15 protein-coding genes and 2 tRNA genes are annotated in these 15,793 nt (G+C 53.6%); 2 read left to right on the top strand and 15 right to left on the bottom strand.

The window, feature by feature from the left end; genetic code table 11:
• Position 1: 1 nt before the first annotated feature.
• Positions 2–2,236: a dynamin family protein gene (locus tag U5L07_11385; GenBank protein MDZ7832343.1), complete on the bottom strand. Its 2,235-nt coding sequence runs from the start codon at positions 2,234–2,236 to the stop codon at positions 2–4.
• Positions 2,237–2,630: 394 nt separating this feature from the next.
• On the opposite strand from U5L07_11385, the gene U5L07_11380 reads away from it, so the two are divergent.
• Together U5L07_11380 and U5L07_11375 are read left to right on the top strand one after the other, a co-directional pair.
• Positions 2,631–2,831 carry a hypothetical protein gene (locus tag U5L07_11380; GenBank protein ID MDZ7832342.1) on the top strand — a complete coding sequence of 67 codons (201 nt, stop codon included), beginning with the start codon at positions 2,631–2,633 and terminating at the stop codon, positions 2,829–2,831.
• Between the two features lie 21 nt (positions 2,832–2,852).
• Positions 2,853–3,494 carry an MOFRL family protein gene (locus U5L07_11375; protein ID MDZ7832341.1) on the top strand — a complete coding sequence of 214 codons (642 nt, stop codon included), beginning with the start codon at positions 2,853–2,855 and terminating at the stop codon, positions 3,492–3,494.
• 4 nt (positions 3,495–3,498) lie between these two features.
• Here U5L07_11375 and U5L07_11370 read toward each other — a convergent pair.
• The 14 genes from U5L07_11370 to hslU form a co-directional block, all read right to left on the bottom strand.
• A tRNA-Cys gene (locus U5L07_11370) sits at positions 3,499–3,573 on the bottom strand.
• Positions 3,574–3,582: 9 nt separating this feature from the next.
• Positions 3,583–3,657: transfer RNA gene (locus tag U5L07_11365), tRNA-Gly, on the bottom strand.
• Between the two features lie 254 nt (positions 3,658–3,911).
• A complete protein-coding gene (locus tag U5L07_11360) occupies positions 3,912–4,916 on the bottom strand; it encodes a 4Fe-4S binding protein (GenBank protein MDZ7832340.1) in 1,005 nt (334 codons plus the stop codon).
• A 14-nt stretch (positions 4,917–4,930) separates the two neighbouring features.
• Positions 4,931–5,497 (bottom strand): CDP-diacylglycerol--glycerol-3-phosphate 3-phosphatidyltransferase, encoded by a 567-nt coding sequence (gene pgsA, locus U5L07_11355; protein ID MDZ7832339.1) that lies wholly within the window; start codon positions 5,495–5,497, stop codon positions 4,931–4,933.
• A 21-nt stretch (positions 5,498–5,518) separates the two neighbouring features.
• Positions 5,519–6,166, bottom strand: coding sequence for a fructose-6-phosphate aldolase (gene fsa, locus U5L07_11350; protein ID MDZ7832338.1), 648 nt, complete (start codon positions 6,164–6,166; stop codon positions 5,519–5,521).
• Between the two features lie 21 nt (positions 6,167–6,187).
• Positions 6,188–6,712: a 2-amino-4-hydroxy-6-hydroxymethyldihydropteridine diphosphokinase gene (gene folK / locus U5L07_11345; protein MDZ7832337.1), complete on the bottom strand. Its 525-nt coding sequence runs from the start codon at positions 6,710–6,712 to the stop codon at positions 6,188–6,190.
• A gap of 7 nt (positions 6,713–6,719) precedes the next feature.
• Positions 6,720–7,055, bottom strand: a complete 336-nt coding sequence (locus tag U5L07_11340) for a hypothetical protein (GenBank protein MDZ7832336.1) — start codon at positions 7,053–7,055, stop codon at positions 6,720–6,722.
• 342 nt (positions 7,056–7,397) lie between these two features.
• On the bottom strand, positions 7,398–8,786 hold the full coding sequence (argH, locus tag U5L07_11335; protein MDZ7832335.1) for an argininosuccinate lyase: 1,389 nt from the start codon (positions 8,784–8,786) through the stop codon (positions 7,398–7,400).
• 607 nt (positions 8,787–9,393) lie between these two features.
• Entirely contained in the window at positions 9,394–10,599 is a 1,206-nt protein-coding gene (locus U5L07_11330) for an argininosuccinate synthase (GenBank protein ID MDZ7832334.1), read from the bottom strand.
• On the bottom strand, positions 10,592–10,855 hold the full coding sequence (locus U5L07_11325; protein MDZ7832333.1) for a hypothetical protein: 264 nt from the start codon (positions 10,853–10,855) through the stop codon (positions 10,592–10,594). The genes U5L07_11330 and U5L07_11325 overlap by 8 nt, the downstream gene beginning before the upstream one ends.
• A 205-nt stretch (positions 10,856–11,060) precedes the next feature.
• A complete protein-coding gene (argF, locus tag U5L07_11320; GenBank protein ID MDZ7832332.1) occupies positions 11,061–11,972 on the bottom strand; it encodes an ornithine carbamoyltransferase in 912 nt (303 codons plus the stop codon).
• A 196-nt stretch (positions 11,973–12,168) separates the two neighbouring features.
• Positions 12,169–13,353 carry an acetylornithine transaminase gene (locus U5L07_11315; protein ID MDZ7832331.1) on the bottom strand — a complete coding sequence of 395 codons (1,185 nt, stop codon included), beginning with the start codon at positions 13,351–13,353 and terminating at the stop codon, positions 12,169–12,171.
• Positions 13,350–14,225, bottom strand: coding sequence for an acetylglutamate kinase (argB, locus tag U5L07_11310; protein MDZ7832330.1), 876 nt, complete (start codon positions 14,223–14,225; stop codon positions 13,350–13,352). The genes U5L07_11315 and argB overlap by 4 nt, the downstream gene beginning before the upstream one ends.
• A gap of 2 nt (positions 14,226–14,227) precedes the next feature.
• Positions 14,228–15,637 carry an ATP-dependent protease ATPase subunit HslU gene (gene hslU, locus U5L07_11305; protein ID MDZ7832329.1) on the bottom strand — a complete coding sequence of 470 codons (1,410 nt, stop codon included), beginning with the start codon at positions 15,635–15,637 and terminating at the stop codon, positions 14,228–14,230.
• Positions 15,638–15,793 lie beyond the last annotated feature (156 nt).

The following is a 15,793-nucleotide window of genomic DNA, read 5'->3' as shown; positions in this document are numbered from 1 at the left end:
TTTACATGTTAATCCGGGAGCCAATTTCCTTAAGCCGCTTCTCCAAATCCGACGCCACCTCGGCCATTTCATTTAACTGATCGACCAGCCGGGCCCCTTCATCCTGATGTTTTCCCGCATATCCGCCGAGCGTCACCAGGTCATTGGTAAAATCATGGAACCGGTCCATAATTTCCGCATACAAATGATCCGCCACCGCATCCACCAGATGAAACAGGTACTGGAATTTAATGTTTTCCTTGTAATTTTTAAACTGAAAGGAAATCCCTCCCTCGGTTTCCCGCTTCATCCGTTTGGCCGCGGTTTTTAACGCGGCCTGCCCTTCGGCGGCAGACTGCCCGGCGGATCGGCGAAACAGCCGCTTGATGCGGCTTGCCAGATTCTGCATGCCGAAGCGCATGATCGCCTCGGTTTTAATCGCCCGGCTGTAATTCATGGTAGTGTCAGCCGGCGGCAGTTCAAGGCCCTGCTCTCTTTTCAGCGCCTGAAAGTCCGGCAGGGGGATTTCCACATACCCCTCCGAGATTGTCTCAAGTCCGAGATTTTCCAGTACCTGATTGTACTGCGCCATGGCATCGACCACCATGGCCTCATAGGGGCCGGTAATGGTGGAGAAATATTCCTTGATCCGGTCTTCTTCAGTTTTTATAAAATTAAAAATTTTGGGGTTTACGGTCTCCGCCATGAATGCGTCCAGTTCATGGGTAAACTCCTGAAACACCATGTAAAGGGCATCGGAAAACCGGCCGGCGGCCAAATATTCGCTATACTTGTCCGTTGAAATGGAATAGTTTCTGACAAATTCAATCACCGGCGCTACTGCTTCGCCATAGCGCGGGTCCAGATAATCATCCACATCTTTTTTTATATCCCGCTTCACCTGCTGGATTGTCCCCTCCACCGTGCTTTTTATCATGGACTGCACGCGGTTGATCCGTTTTTGTTCGCCTTTGATTTTTTTGATGAGCTCGGCGGATTCGTCTGAGCCTTTACCCAAAAGATCCCGGTTCATCCGGCACCACTTTAATATACCGACGGCAATCATGGTCAGCCGGTCCAGCGGGGCTTTAAACAGAAGCGCATACCGCTGGTTCGTCACGATTTCATGAAACGCCCGGTTAAAGCGCGCTTCTTCAGCATGGGAAAACGCGGCCAGGTTCTCTTCTTGCCGCCACATCGCAAGCCGCTGACGATCCTTTTCGGAAAGGTTTTCAGACAGCGAGCGAAACAGACTGTATAAGGCGGAAAAGGTATAAACCTGGGGATCTGCCCGAATAATGCCCAGATCATCCTTGATCCTGTCCACCAGCTGATTTAAATCCGCTGCAGCCTCATGCTCGCCAAAATCAAAGTTTACTACAAACACGATATGCTCGATAAACCCCATGCGGCGGATCATGGAAAGAAAATTAATATCCGCCTGGCGGATGCCGGTCCGGCTGCTGATCACATACACCAGCAGGTTGGCGGAAAGCAGGTAATCCTGGATCATGGTCAGGTGCAAAGGGTTCGGGGAGTCGCTGCCCTGACAGTCCGCGATTTCAATATTGGGCGCGATATTTTCAGAATCCACCTCAAGGGCGATATCCTTTAAATAAAACGCCAGGGTGTCATTGCCGGAAAAATCCTGGTGGGCGGCAAACTGTTGGCCGCTGAATTCTTTGACCACACTGTCATCACCGATAATCTCCCGGACGTGCTCATAGCCCTCAAGATAGGCGGAAAGGGAAAGGGAGTTTAAATTCCGGGTGTCGTTGGTGACCAGATCCCGGGTGGAAAGGTTCTTGAGCGCCTGTTTAAGCGCCTGCCGGTCTGAGGCCTCCCGGATATCAAAGGATGCCTTTCGGCTGCCCCATTCCGAGGCCGGAAACAGGGCCAGCGCCTTTTGAATGTCCGCATTAACCTCCTGCCAGGATTTGAAATACAAGCGGGCTTTAAGCCGGGGACCGCGCCGCAGCCGGGTGACCATAGAGGTGACAACCCCGGCGCCGCGTTTCAGATACTCTCCGGACAGCATGGCGTTTATCAGGGTGGATTTGCCGGATTTAATGGCCCCCACCACCGCCACCCGGATCAGGTCATCTTCAAGCTGGCCCTCAATTTTATGGCAGGCGGTTTCCCACTCCTCAAAAATCTGCTCGGAGGTGGCCGGAATTTGCCGGGCCCGCTGCATTAACTCGCAGATTCCCTGGTTAACCGCCTGAAGTTCATGTTTCAAATTGTCATAGTCCTGCATATCGCGTCAGTTCTCCTGATTTGAGCCTAAATTGAACCTAAATTGAAGCTAAATTGAAATTTTTATTACATTCCGATGCGCAATTGTCAAAGGGATTTCAATGCGGTTTGGTTTTCCGTTTTCCCACGGTAAATTTGTTCTGTTTTTCAGGCAGGCACGGTGGCCTGCCCTACGCAAGGGGAAAAACGGCCCTTCGTAGGGTCGGCCACCGTGCCGACCTTACATGCGAACAACCCCATGGCTATGGGGTTGTTCGCCAGAACAAATTCACCGTGCCGTGCCGACCGTTCGTCCTGTTGACCGTTCGTCCTTGTGAAATTATCCGGTTTATGTTATATTTACATCGCTTTTGGCAAAAGTCCGTAAGGAATATAAATCAAGGGGAAATTGGCATATGTCTCAAAAACATCCGGAATGCCCGCTATATAATCCTTTAAACTGCAAGGAGTATTACAATCCAAAGCTATGCGCATTCGTCCGTAAAGACAAAAAATGCTTGAAGAAAAAAAAACCCAAAACCAAGAAGAAATCCACACAAACCGAAAATGAGCCGTCAACCGCCGCGGCAACCGATAAAACAGCGGCGGAATCATAACACTTCCCATGCGGTAACCCTATGGCCCCGGTCCATCCATCTTTAGAGCGGTTTCGGCAGGATGCGGCAGATATTTTTCAATCCGGAATCAATGCGGTAAATGCCGAAACCGCGTTTCTAAACGCCTGCCAGCTTAACGACACCCGGCTTCAAATCCAGGACACATCATTTGATTTATCCGCCTATGCCGATTTATACGTCATCGGTGCGGGCAAAGCCACGGCAGACATGACCGCCGCACTCGAATCGCTCCTCGGGGATCGGATCACCGGTGGGGTGATCACAGTTAAAAGCGAAAACCCCATTGCCCCGCCGGCCTGCCTGCTTTCGGGCGGGGAAACAACCGTTACGATTAAGGGGGACGGCCTGGGCGGCAGGAACCAGGAATTTGCCCTGGCCGCAGCCATTGATATCCGGGATGAAAACATGATGGTGGTCTTAAGCGGCGGCACCGACGGCACAGACGGCCCCACGGATGCGGCCGGCGCGGGCGTGGATACCAGCACCTTCAAAAAAGCCCTTGATGCCGGGCTCTCCCCTTACACCTACCTTGATAATAACGACAGCTATCATTTTTTCACACAGAGCGGGGAGTTGCTGATGACCGGGCCAACCGGCACTAATGTGATGGATTTGCGGGTTTTGCTGGTGGGGGGAGTTTAAAACTTGGAGGCGGCATCCGGATTCGAACCGGAGAATATCGGCTTTGCAGGCCGTTGCCTTACCACTTGGCTATGCCGCCAAAAAAAAATGGAGCGGGAAACGAGATTCGAACTCGCGACTTCAACCTTGGCAAGGTTGCACTCTACCACTGAGTTATTCCCGCTCAAAAAATGTAATCCTATAACTAAATATTTTTGATTGGCTTGTCAAGCGCAAATTTCACTGATGTGCGCACGCTAAATTCCTTCCAACTATTTTTCTGGCAGGCACGGTGGCCTGCCCTACGCTATTGCTATTCCAGACTAAATTGAGCGATTTTCAAGTTTGCCGCAGATACAAGGAAAATGATGTCGAGCTATAGTGGCCTATGCGAGACATTATTTGACGCAGTAGATGCGGTGAAATTGGAAATCCCGGTTATTCCGGAACAAAATCCTTCGGCCGCACGGCATTGAGCGTTATGGCCGCTTCAGGGCATGCCGCCTGGCAAAGCCCGCAGCCCATGCATTTTTCGGAAACCACCTGCATAACGGAATCATCATTTTCAGGCTCCGCAGGCACGATCGCATTAAATACACAGCGTTCCTCGCAGGTGCCGCAGGCGGTGCATAATTCCGGATCAATTTCCGCCTGGTACCGGCTGGGATCAAGGATATTCAACCCTTCGGAAATGACCAGCGGCAATGCCTGGCAGCAGCAGTCGCAGCAGTTGCAGATAAAATGGCCGGCATGGGCCTTGTTCATGGTGACATGCACAAGCCCCTTGTCCTCGCAGTCCCGCAGGATCTGAAGCGCTTCGTCTTTACTGATCTCCCGGCCCGTACCCCGATCCAGCGTATATTTGGCGGCATTATCCACCTGAATGCAGACTTCCAGAGGACTTTCGCATTTATGGGCTATCAGCCGGCAGGTACACCGGGTCACCGCCACGGTCCCGGCATTTAAAATGATCCTGTCCGCACTGTCGATATCCAGCACCTGCTGGCTGCCCGCATCCACCGCCTGTTCCACCGGGATGACCCGGGTAAAGGCCTTGGGGAAAAACTGGTCCGCCAGGCGCGCGAAATGCGGCCACTCCTCGTCCATGAACCGCTGCCACAAATCATGAAACGCCTTTGGCGCCTCCGGCCAGAGGATAGTGGCGTCATGGAACTGGATCATATCCCGGCACATCTTATATTTGAGACTTCCGCCGCGATAGGACTTAAACGCCACGCCTTTGTGATAAAGCGCCTGGCAGGCGGCTTCCACCTCAACCGCCGATCGGCCGGTTTTTTCCGCAAGCTCCTCGGGCGTGCCCGGCATGGCCAAAAGCAGCTCTGCCTCTGATGCGTCCGCGACCATCCGGAAGAGCTCGGGGATCAACTGCGATCCGGTGAGCATGATTTTATCTGTCAGCTGTTCGTAAATATCCTTAGTCATGAGACACTCCTTCCTTAATACTCGAGCAGCCGCCGGAAGCGCAAAAAATAGTCCGCCCCCGACCACAGGGTGATAACCAGGGCCGCCCAGAGCACGATTTCACCGATCAGCTGAAAGGGGATGCCGAAAAAGCTGTAATGTATCAGCAGCGGAATAATGGCGCCGATCTGGAACCCGGTTTTGAACTTGCCCAGCCATGAGGCGGCCACATCCTCCCCGCGCTCGGCAATGATATTTCTGAGCCCGGTAACCGCAAGCTCCCGGCCGAGGATCAGGCAGATGATCCAGGCCGGCACCCGATCCAGGGGGATCATCATGATCAAGGCTGTGGACACCAGGAGCTTGTCAGCCAGCGGATCCATGATTTTGCCCAAAGTGGACACCAGATGATACCTGCGGGCCACGTAGCCGTCAAAATAATCCGTAATGGCGGCCACGCTGAAAACAAACGCAGCCAGAACGCTTAGCGCCCGGGTTTCAAACATCAGCAGAATGATCAATAGCGGCATCGCTGCGATGCGAAACAGGGTCAGGCTGTTGGGGTGGCTTATCCAGCCGACAATGGAAGATTTGCGCTCCATTAATCAATCATCCTGATTTTATCATTTTTCAGAGAATTTTTCCCAATCCGCAAGAAATGCCTGGATGCCTTTGTCCGTCATGGGATGGGCAGCCAGCTTGTCCAAAACTTTAAACGGAATGGTGGCAATATGGGCGCCCATCATGGCCGCACTCAACACATGCAGCGGGTTTCTGACACTGGCCACAATTATTTCCGTCTCAAACCCGTAATTGGTATACATGTTAAGAATCTGCTCAACAAGCGTCATGCCATCCTGGGAAAGATCATCAAGCCGCCCCACAAAAGGACTCACATAGGTAGCGCCCGCCTTGGCCGCCATTAACGCCTGAAGCGGGGAAAAAACCAGGGTCACGTTGGTATGAATCCCCTCGGATGCTAAAGTTTTAACCGCTTTCATGCCGTCAATGGTCATAGGGATTTTAACCACGATATTCTCGTGGATCTTTGCCAGGTCGCGGGCCTCTTTGATCATTCCTTCGGTATCCAAAGATATGGCCTCGGCACTGATCGGGCCGTCCACGATCTCGCAGATTTCCGTAATAATTTCCTTAAAATCCCGGCCTTCTCTGGCAATCAGCGTGGGATTGGTGGTTACCCCGTCCACCATGCCCATATTACTGGCTTCCCGGATCTCCGCCACATTTGCCGTATCAATAAAAAACTTCATGAATAGATTCTCCTTTAAATTTTAATTGGAAAGCCCCGCCACAGAAATGCATTCCTCGTGCTGCGCATCCATTTCCGCCAGCAGTCGGCCCGCACTTTTTTGAAAGATGGGATGCACCCAATCCACAGCAATATCGCACAAGGGTTTTAACACAAACCCCCGGTCCTGCATCCGGGGATGCGGGATGATCAGCTCCGCTGATTCGATCACCCAGTCATTGTAGAATATAATATCAAAATCAAGCACCCGCGGCCCGTTTCGGATACCCCCGGCGCGCCGGCCCAAATCATGTTCCAGTTTCTTTAAAAACTGCAGCAAAGCCACGGGGGCAAGTGCGGTCTGCACCATGACCGCACAGTTTATAAACCACGGCTGATCCGCATACCCGACCGGCTCGGTTAAATAAAACCCGGATTGGCTGAGCACTTTTATCTTGCCTGAAGCATCAAGCGCCGCAATCCCCTGCCGGGAGTTTTCCATCTTATCGCCCATATTTGAGCCAATGGCGATAATGGCGGTATTTGAATGCTCGATTCTGCTACCCATAACTATGTTAATAATTTACAGTAATAATCGGCGACACCCCGCCTTCCCGTCCTCTGTTTGTATACGGGGCGACCTTGTAATGATACTGAAAGCCTTTCTCCAGTGTCGCTTGATATTCGGCGTCCGATCGAAGCAAGGCGGATAAATCGTCCACAGCCACCTCATCAACTTTCTCAAAATGGATCGGACAATGGTAGCAGACGTCTTCCTGCCTGATCTTTGTCCGGTACACATGAAAGCCGGCCAGCTCAATCCCCTGCGGCGGGTCCCACTCCGGCATGGGCCAGGTCAGGGTCAACCGGCCGCTATCCACCTCGTAGGTGAGATCCTCCACCTCCGGCATCTCAAATCGGGCCGGCTGAAGCGGCGGTGCCTTCTTGCCGCATGCAGGGGTTAAAAAAAACGCACCGATTACCGCAAATATGAACCACCAGCGAAATGGGACGCCAGCCCGACTGTTAACAGGGATCATCGCTCTATATTTTCTTTTGGGAAACTTTATAAGTTACCCGAATTGCTAAAAAGACTTCCGAACCTGTCATTCCGAGGAGCGCAAGCGACGAGGAATCTTTTTTAAAGATTTCTCGCTGTCGCTCGAAATGACAGCAGAAAGAATCACCTTATACCTTACACCCTAAATCTTACACCTTACACCCTACACCCTTTACCCTACACCCTTTACCCTTTACCTATCTTCTTCCGCCAATTGCCGCATCGCCTTCTGAATCTGGCTCATCACGTTCTCCCGGGCCGTTCCCCCGTGTGAGCGGCGGCGATCCACCATGGCCTCCAGGGACAGGGCGGCATAAATATCATCGTCAATAAGAGATGAAAAGGATTTCAGTTCTTCCAAAGTCAACTCATGCAATTCCCTGCCGCTTTCCAGGGCGTAAGTGACCGCCCGGCCGGCGCACCCGTGGGCCTCGCGAAACGGCATGCCGCGCACCGCCAGATAATCCGCCAGGTCCGTGGCATTCAAATACCCGGTTTGGGCGGCCTCGGTCATCACCTTTTCGTTCACCCGGATATTGGGCAGCATCCGGCAGTAAATATCAATGCAGGATTTTACGGTTTCCACCGCATCCATGAGCGGCGCCTTGTCCTCCTGCATATCGCGATTATAGGCCAGGGGCAAGGATTTCATGAGGGTGAGCAGAGAAACCAGGCTGCCGATCACCCGGCCGGATTTGCCCCGCACAAGTTCCGGGACATCCGGATTTTTTTTCTGGGGCATGATGCTGCTGCCCGTGGCAAAGGCATCGGATATTTCAATAAAGCGAAACTCCGCAGACGACCAGATGATAAGCTCCTCGGAGAATCTGGAGAAATGGATCATGCAGATACTGGCCGCAGACAGAAACTCCATCATGAAATCCCGGTCTGATACCGCATCCATGCTGTTCTCAGAAACCTTCGGGAACCCGAGCAGATCGGCCACATAGGCCCGGTCAATGGGATAGGTGGTGCCGGCCAGGGCCGCAGCCCCCAGCGGCAGGACATTGATCCGGCCCAGCACATCCCGGAAACGCTCGGTGTCCCGGGTAAACATTTCATAGTAGGCCATCAGGTGGTGGGCGAGCAAGACCGGCTGCGCCCGCTGCATGTGGGTATAGCCCGGCAGGACCACGGCTGAATGCTTTTCCGCAAAAGCGGCAATGATCCGTCTTAATTCAAGCAGGGCGTTTAAAATGTCATGGGTTTCATCGCGCAGGTACAGGCGGGCATCCAGGGCGATCTGGTCGTTTCTGCTCCTGCCGGTATGGAGTTTTCTGGCAAGGGTTCCCACGTGGGCGGAGAGCCGGTCCTCCACATGCATGTGGATGTCTTCCAGCCGATCCGTGAACTCAAACTGCCCCTGTTCGATTTCAGCCCGCACTTTTTCAAGGCCTTCGATAATGGCATTGGCCTCATCAGCGGTCAGGATGCCGCATTTGCCGAGCATCCGGCAGTGGGCGATGCTGCCGTTGATGTCATGCTGGTACAGCCGCTTATCGATATCAATGGATGAGGTAAACCGCTCCACCGCTTTATCCGTGGGCTCTGAAAACCGGCCGTCCCAGGGTTTGTCTGCCATGTGAAAACCTTAGGTTTTGGGTATTAGGTTTTAGGTATTGGGTTACAAGCTAAATCCCCCTAAATCCCCCTTTTTCAAAGGGGGACTTAAAGGAGTTTATCAATTGAATATCAGGAAGGCTGAAGCCTTCCCCTGCATTGGTTTGGCTTAACGCCGTGTCATTGAGCGCGAAAGGCCATCAGCTGTCATTCGATAAGCAACAGCCTTTGCCATTGTCATTCCGAGGAGCGATAGCGACGAGGAATCTTAAGATTCCTCACTGACGTTCGGAATGACAGCAGCGCTGGGTTTTGATCAATCCCTTAGTGCCTCAGTGACTCAGTACCTCAGCACCTCAGCCCCTCAGAGCCTCAACTTCCCGCCATCAGCTGTCATTCGATAAGCAACAGCCTTTGCCATTGTCATTCCGAGGAGCGCCAGCGACGAGGAATCTTAAGATTCCTCACTGACGTTCGGAATGACAGCAGCGCTGGGTTTTGATCAATCCCTCAGTACCTCAGTGCCTCAGCCCCTCAGCACCTTAGCCCTCAGCGCCTTAGTACCTCAGTACCTCAGTGCCTTAGTGCCTCAGTACCTCAGCACCTTAGTGCCTCAGCCCCTCAGTGCCTCAACTTCCCGCCATCAGCTTTCTGATCCTTAACCGCAGGGCATTCAACCGAATAAACCCTTCGGCATCCTGCTGCTGGTACACCGTGTCATCCTCGAATGTGGCGAAATCGGCGTTGTAAAGCGACTCCTCGGATTTTCTGCCGAGCACCCGGCAGTTGCCCTTATAGAGCTCCAGGCGGACCACGCCGCTTACGTTCTGCTGGGTATCATCGATCATTTTCTGGAGGAGCTCGCGCTCGGGTGAGAACCAGAACCCGTAATAGATCATTTCCGCATACTTAGGGATCATGGAGTCCCGCAGGTGCATCACTTCCCGGTCCATGGTGATGGATTCGACCGCCATATGGGCCTTTCGAAGAATAGTGCCGCCCGGAGTCTCGTACACGCCGCGCGATTTCATGCCCACAAACCGGTTTTCCACGATATCATCCCGGCCGATGCCGTGCCGGCCGCCCAGCCGGTTCAACTCCGCCAGAAGCGTGGCCGGTGACATGGCCTGCCCGTTCACCGCCACCGGATCACCTTTTTCAAATGTGATATCTATTTCCTCCGGGGTGTCCGGCGCCTCCTTCGGCGACACGGAAAGGGTGAACATATCCGCCGGCGGCGGGTTCCAGGGATCTTCCAGAATGCCGCCCTCATAGCTGATGTGCAGCAGGTTCCGGTCCGTGCTGTAGGGTTTGTCCGCTGTGGTGGGCACCGGGATGCCGTGCTTTTCCGCAAACGCCATCAATGCGCTTCTGGAATTCAGGTCCCATTCCCGCCACGGGGCGATGATTTTAATCGCCGGATCAATGGCAAAATAACTCAGTTCAAAGCGGACCTGGTCGTTTCCCTTGCCTGTGGCGCCGTGGCTTACCGCATCCGCGCCTTCAATGGCCGCAATCTCCATCTGCCGTTTGGCGATGAGGGGGCGCGCAAGCGAGGTGCCCAGCAGGTACTGGCCTTCGTATATGGCATTGGCCCGAAACGCGGGGAATACGTAATCTTTGACGAATTCTTCGCGCAGATCATCAATATAGACGCTTGTCGCTCCGGTCTTTTTGGCTTTTTCATCCAGGTGATCCAGCTCCTCTTGCTGGCCGATATCCGCGGAGAATGCCACGACTTCGCAATTATAGGTTTCAATCAGCCATTTTAAAATGACCGAGGTATCGAGTCCGCCTGAGTAGGCGAGCACGACCTTGTTGACTTTTTTATCCAAAATCCGGCTCCTTTTGGCAGAAAATCCCCCTTAATCCCCCTTTTTCAAAAAGGGGGAAGAAAAGGAATGTATCAATTTTAGCATGAGGAAGGCTAAAGCCTTCCCCTGCATTGGCTGTTATTCCGAGGCGCGCCAGCAACCTTACACAACTGTCATTCCGCCAGCGACATTCCGAAACTGTCATTCCGAGGCCCGAAAGCAGCATTTCGCAACTGTCATTCCGAGGCGCGCCAGCGAGACTTTCCGCAACTGTCATTCCGCCCGCCAGCGAGACTTTCCGCAACTGTCATTCCGAGGAGCGAAAGCAGCATTTCGCAACTGTCATTCCGAGGAGCGAAAGCGACGAGGAATCTTAAGATTTCTCGCATTCGCTCGAAATGACAGCAGCAAATGCCCTGCAAACCCGTAAAACCCTAAATACCTCAACGTCTCAGCCCTCAGTACCTTAGTACCTCAGTCCCTCAGTGCCTTAATAAAACATCCAGTATCGCCTTATGCATATGCAGCTTATTCTCGGTCTGATCCCAGACCACCGACTGGGGGCCCTCCAGCACATCCTCGGTGATCTCCTCGCCGCGGTGGGCCGGCAGACAGTGCATGACAATGGCATCGGATCTGGCCCTGGCCATCAATTCGGAATTGACCTGAAAATCCTTGAACACGGCTTCGCGCTTTTCCTGCTCGCTTTCCTGGCCCATGCTGGCCCAGACATCGGTATTTACCACATCCGCATCTTTTGCCGCTTCATAGGGATCCTTGACCACCGAAATCCGGCCGCCCTTGGCAGCCGCGGATTCAATTATTTCCGAGTCCGGCAGGTACGCTTCCGGGCAGGCCAGCGTGAGCGTCAGATCGAGAGCCGCAGCTGCATTAATCCAGGAATGGGCCATGTTATTGCCGTCCCCCAGCCAGGCGATTTTCAGATCCTTGTAACCGCCTTTTTTTTCAATCACTGTCAGCAAGTCGCTCAGCACCTGGCAGGGATGATAAAGGTCGGTCAAGGCGTTTATCACCGGAATGTCCGCCGCCTCGGCAAACTCCTCCAGAAAGGCCTGGGAGTAGGTTCTTATGGCCACCACGTCAAGATATCTGGACAGCACCCGGGCTGTATCCTTGATCGGTTCATTGCGGGCCATCTGGGTGTCCTTGCTGCTGATAAAAATCGGCACCCCGCCAAGCTGAATGGCCGCCACCTCAAAAGAGAGCCGCGTGCGGGTGGAATGTTTATCAAAGACGAGCCCCACGGATTTGCCCAAAAGCGGCTGGTCGTTAATGCCTTTGTTATGCCGGGCTTTAAGCTCGATGGCCCGGTCAAACAGGTTATTCATATCTGAGGCGTCAAGCGCCGCCAGGGTTAAAAGATCCGTGTTCAATGGGGCTCCTTGTTTCACCTAAATTTCGATCTCAATCAATGCAATTAACATAAGCGTAAAAATTGGCGCTGCTGTCATTTCGAGCGCCAGCGAGAAATCTTAAAATTGTATGATTTTTTAAGATTCCTCGTCGCTGTCGCTCCTCGGAATGACAGCGGCGGAAGGCTAAAGCTAATGACAATCAAGGTATCAATAATTACTCCGCAAAAATCTCATCCAGACATTCGATCAGCTCATCGATTTCATTTTTCGTGATAATTAGCGGCGGTACGAACCGCAAGACTTTTTCCTGGACGCAGTTGATCAAAAACCCCTTCTCCATGCAGGCATTGACAATCGGCAGGCCTTCGATGGAAAGGCTCATCCCGATCATAAGGCCCACGCCCCGGACATCCTGAATTACCGGGTGCCGCTTCTGGAGCTCAAGCAGCTGCCCCCTGAAATATTCGCCCACTTCCCGGCAGTTCTCGATAATATTTTCGCGCTCCATCACGCGCAGCACCTCGAGCGCAGCGGCCGTAATCAAAGGCGTTCCGCCGAATGTGGACGCATGGGAGCCTGGCTGAAATGCGGCCGCCACGTCTTCCCGGGCCAGCATGGCCCCTATGGGAAGCCCGTTTCCAAGCGCCTTGGCCAAAGTCATGATATCCGGCGCCGCATCATAATGCTCATAGGCAAACAAGCGGCCGGTCCGGCCGATGCCGGTCTGGACCTCGTCAAAAATAAGGAGCGTCCCCGTCTCGTCGCAGACCTTCCGGACCGCCTCAATATAGCCTTCCGACGGACACCTCACGCCGCCCTCGCCCTGAATGGGCTCGATCATGACCGCGCAGGTGGTCTCATTGACTCCGTTTTTCAAGGCCTCGATATCATTGAACGGGGCAAAATCAAACCCGTTTAAAATCGGATCAAAGCCTTTGCGGATTTTCTCCTGGCCGGTGGCCGAAAGGGTGGCAAAGGTCCGTCCGTGAAAGGACTGCTCCAGGGCCAGGATGCGATGGCGATGGGCCTCGCCCCGGTCATAGAAATACTTGCGCGCCAGCTTGATGGCCGCCTCATTGGCTTCAGCCCCGGAATTGCAGAAAAACACCCGGTCCGCAAAACTGTGTTCCACCAGCCAGGTGGCCAGGTCCACCTGGGGCACCGTGTAATAGAGGTTTGATACATGAAAGAGCTTATCCGCCTGCCGGGAAAGCGCCCGGGCGATCTCGGGCGCGGCATGGCCCAGGTTGCAGACGGCGATGCCGGCCACAAAATCGGTATATTCCTTTCCGTCCGTATCCCACAGGGTGCATCCCATTCCGCCTTCGATCACAATGGGAAAGCGCTTGTAGGTGGTGGCGATTACGGATTCCGCGTGTTTGATGAATTCCTCATTCATTGGGTCACTTCCGTTCCAATGCCTTCGTCTGTAAACAGTTCCAAGAGCAGGGCATGCCGGCGCGTGCCGTTTATAATCTGGACTTTTCGCACCTCACTTTTCAATGCCGCCAGCGCGTATTCGATCTTTGGGATCATGCCCCCGTGAATCGTCTGGTCATCGAGCATCCGTTGAATCGTTGCCGCATCAATAGAAGTAATCAGATTACCGGATGCATCCAGGATACCGTCCACATCCGTCAGATAAATCAGGCGCCCGGCCTGAAGCGCGCCGGCCAGCTTTGAGGCCACCAGATCCGCATTGATGTTGTAGGTCTCACCGTGCGCCCCAGCGCCCACCGGGGCGATCACCGGAATAAATCCCTGCCGGGTCAGGGTATGGATAATGGACGGGTTGACTTCAGTGACTTTGCCCACCAGACCCGGATCAATGATTTCCGGCGGCCCGTTTTCATCCGGCTGATGCTTGATCTGCAATTTCTCCGCCCGGATAAGCCCGCCGTCCTTGCCGCAGAGCCCCACCGAGTTGCCGCCCTGCTGGTTGATCTGGGAGACGATGGCCTTGTTCACTTTGCCGCCCAAAACCATCTCCACCACATCCATGGTCTGCTCGTCCGTAAAGCGCATGCCGCTTACAAAGCGCGGGGAAATCCCCATCTGCTCAAGCACGTTGTTGATCTGCGGCCCGCCGCCGTGCACCACCACGGGATTTATGCCCACGTATTTCATCAGGGTGATGTCCCGGGCAAAATCATCCTTTAACTGCTCATCCACCATAGCATGACCGCCATACTTGATCACAATGGTCATACCGGAAAAAAACCGGATATACGGCAGCGCTTCGATGAGTATATCGGCGGTGTTGGGTGTCATATCTAAAGTATATACCTCGTCAAATCCTCATCCGCGGCAATATCCTTCAGCTTGTCATCAACATAGGCCTTGTCGATGGTCACGTCCTGAGCGTCCATATCCGAGGCTTCAAACAAAAGATCCTCCAGCAGATGCTCCATCAGGGTGTGCAGCCGCCGGGCCCCGATGTTTTCCGTGCGGTTGTTCACATCCTCGGCAAACTTGGCAATCCCGTCAATGGATTCGTCTTCAAACCGCACGTTAATGCCCTCTGTCTTTAACATGGCGATATACTGAAGGATCAGGGCATTTCTGGGTTCGGTCAGAATCCGGGTGAATTCCTTTCGGCCCAGGGAATCAAGCTCCACGCGGATCGGAAACCTTCCCTGCAGTTCCGGGATCAGATCCGAGGGCTTGCTCATGTGAAATGCACCCGAGGCGATAAACAGGATATGATCCGTTTTCACCGGGCCGTGCTTGGTGGAAACCGTCGTGCCCTCAACAATCGGCAGAAGATCGCGCTGCACGCCTTCCCGGGATATATCCGGCCCGCTGCCGCCGCCGCCGCCTTCTTTACCGGTCACTTTATCGATTTCATCCAAAAAAATAATTCCGGACTGTTCCACCTTTTCAATGGCCTCGGAGACCACCTTTTCCATATCCACCAGCCGCTGGGCCTCTTCCTGGACAAGCAGCTCCATGGCATCGGAGACCTTGACTTTGCGCTTCTTGCCGCCGCCCTTGGGCATAAAGTTGCCCAGGATATCGCGCATATTGATCCCCATCTCCTCCATGCCGGCGTTGGAGAAGATCTCCACCATGGGCATGGACTTATCCTGGACCTCCATGTCCACGTAGCGGTCATCCAGCTTGCCATCACGCAACATCTTACGGAATTTATCCCGCGTGGTCTGAGATGGTTCCGTTGGCCTGGACTCCTCTGCCGCACCGATCTCTATGGCCTCATCCCCGGTTTGATCACTGGTCTGCTGGGACTGACTGGATTGCCGCTCGCCCGAGGAGGGCAGCAGCAGATCGAGCATCCGCTCTTCGGCGATCTCCCGGGCCTTTTCCTGGACCGCCTCCTGCTCGCGGGCTTTTAAGTGGTTAATGGTCAGCTCAAGCAGATCCCGCACCATGGATTCCACATCCCGGCCCACGTAGCCCACCTCGGTGAACTTGGAGGCCTCCACCTTGATAAACGGGGAGTCCGTCAGCCGGGCCAGCCGCCGGGCGATTTCGGTTTTACCCACGCCCGTGGGGCCGATCATGATGATATTTTTCGGCGCAATCTCCTCGCGCAGCTCCGGATCCACCTGGCGCCGCCGCCAGCGGTTTCTGAGCGCAATGGCCACGGACCGCTTGCCGTTTTCCTGGCCGATGATGTATTTGTCAAGTTCTCTTACAATTTCAGTTGGTTTTAAGTCACTCATATAAAAAATTCACTTTCAAAAAATGATATATTCATTTAACTCAAAAAAAATTATGGGCTCATACAGCGCCCCTCGCCACTGTCATTTCGAGTGCCAGCGAGAAATCTTAACTCCCACCCTTTTCCAAAGGAGGACTTAAAGGAGATGATCTTTTTA

The organism is Desulfobacterales bacterium, from assembly GCA_034520365.1.
Classification (GTDB): domain Bacteria; phylum Desulfobacterota; class Desulfobacteria; order Desulfobacterales; family Desulfosalsimonadaceae; genus M55B175.
The sequence above is the reverse complement of the archived record's forward strand: the minus strand, read 5'-3'. Positions and strand labels throughout refer to the sequence as shown.

What these genes read in the sequence shown, in the direction of transcription:
- U5L07_11340 (MDZ7832336.1), bottom strand. Translation starts at nt 7,055, where the DNA reads ATGCCGGAGGTGGAGGATCTCACCTACGAGGTGGATAGCGGCCGGTTG.
- U5L07_11375 (MDZ7832341.1), top strand. Translation starts at nt 2,853, where the DNA reads ATGGCCCCGGTCCATCCATCTTTAGAGCGGTTTCGGCAGGATGCGGCA.
- argH (MDZ7832335.1), bottom strand. Translation starts at nt 8,786, where the DNA reads ATGGCAGACAAACCCTGGGACGGCCGGTTTTCAGAGCCCACGGATAAA.
- U5L07_11385 (MDZ7832343.1), bottom strand. Translation starts at nt 2,236, where the DNA reads ATGCAGGACTATGACAATTTGAAACATGAACTTCAGGCGGTTAACCAG.
- hslU (MDZ7832329.1), bottom strand. Translation starts at nt 15,637, where the DNA reads ATGAGTGACTTAAAACCAACTGAAATTGTAAGAGAACTTGACAAATAC.
- U5L07_11325 (MDZ7832333.1), bottom strand. Translation starts at nt 10,855, where the DNA reads ATGACAGTTGCGGAAAGTCTCGCTGGCGCGCCTCGGAATGACAGTTGC.
- U5L07_11380 (MDZ7832342.1), top strand. Translation starts at nt 2,631, where the DNA reads ATGTCTCAAAAACATCCGGAATGCCCGCTATATAATCCTTTAAACTGC.
- pgsA (MDZ7832339.1), bottom strand. Translation starts at nt 5,497, where the DNA reads ATGGAGCGCAAATCTTCCATTGTCGGCTGGATAAGCCACCCCAACAGC.
- U5L07_11315 (MDZ7832331.1), bottom strand. Translation starts at nt 13,353, where the DNA reads ATGAATGAGGAATTCATCAAACACGCGGAATCCGTAATCGCCACCACC.
- U5L07_11360 (MDZ7832340.1), bottom strand. Translation starts at nt 4,916, where the DNA reads ATGACTAAGGATATTTACGAACAGCTGACAGATAAAATCATGCTCACC.
- argB (MDZ7832330.1), bottom strand. Translation starts at nt 14,225, where the DNA reads ATGACACCCAACACCGCCGATATACTCATCGAAGCGCTGCCGTATATC.
- folK (MDZ7832337.1), bottom strand. Translation starts at nt 6,712, where the DNA reads ATGGGTAGCAGAATCGAGCATTCAAATACCGCCATTATCGCCATTGGC.
- fsa (MDZ7832338.1), bottom strand. Translation starts at nt 6,166, where the DNA reads ATGAAGTTTTTTATTGATACGGCAAATGTGGCGGAGATCCGGGAAGCC.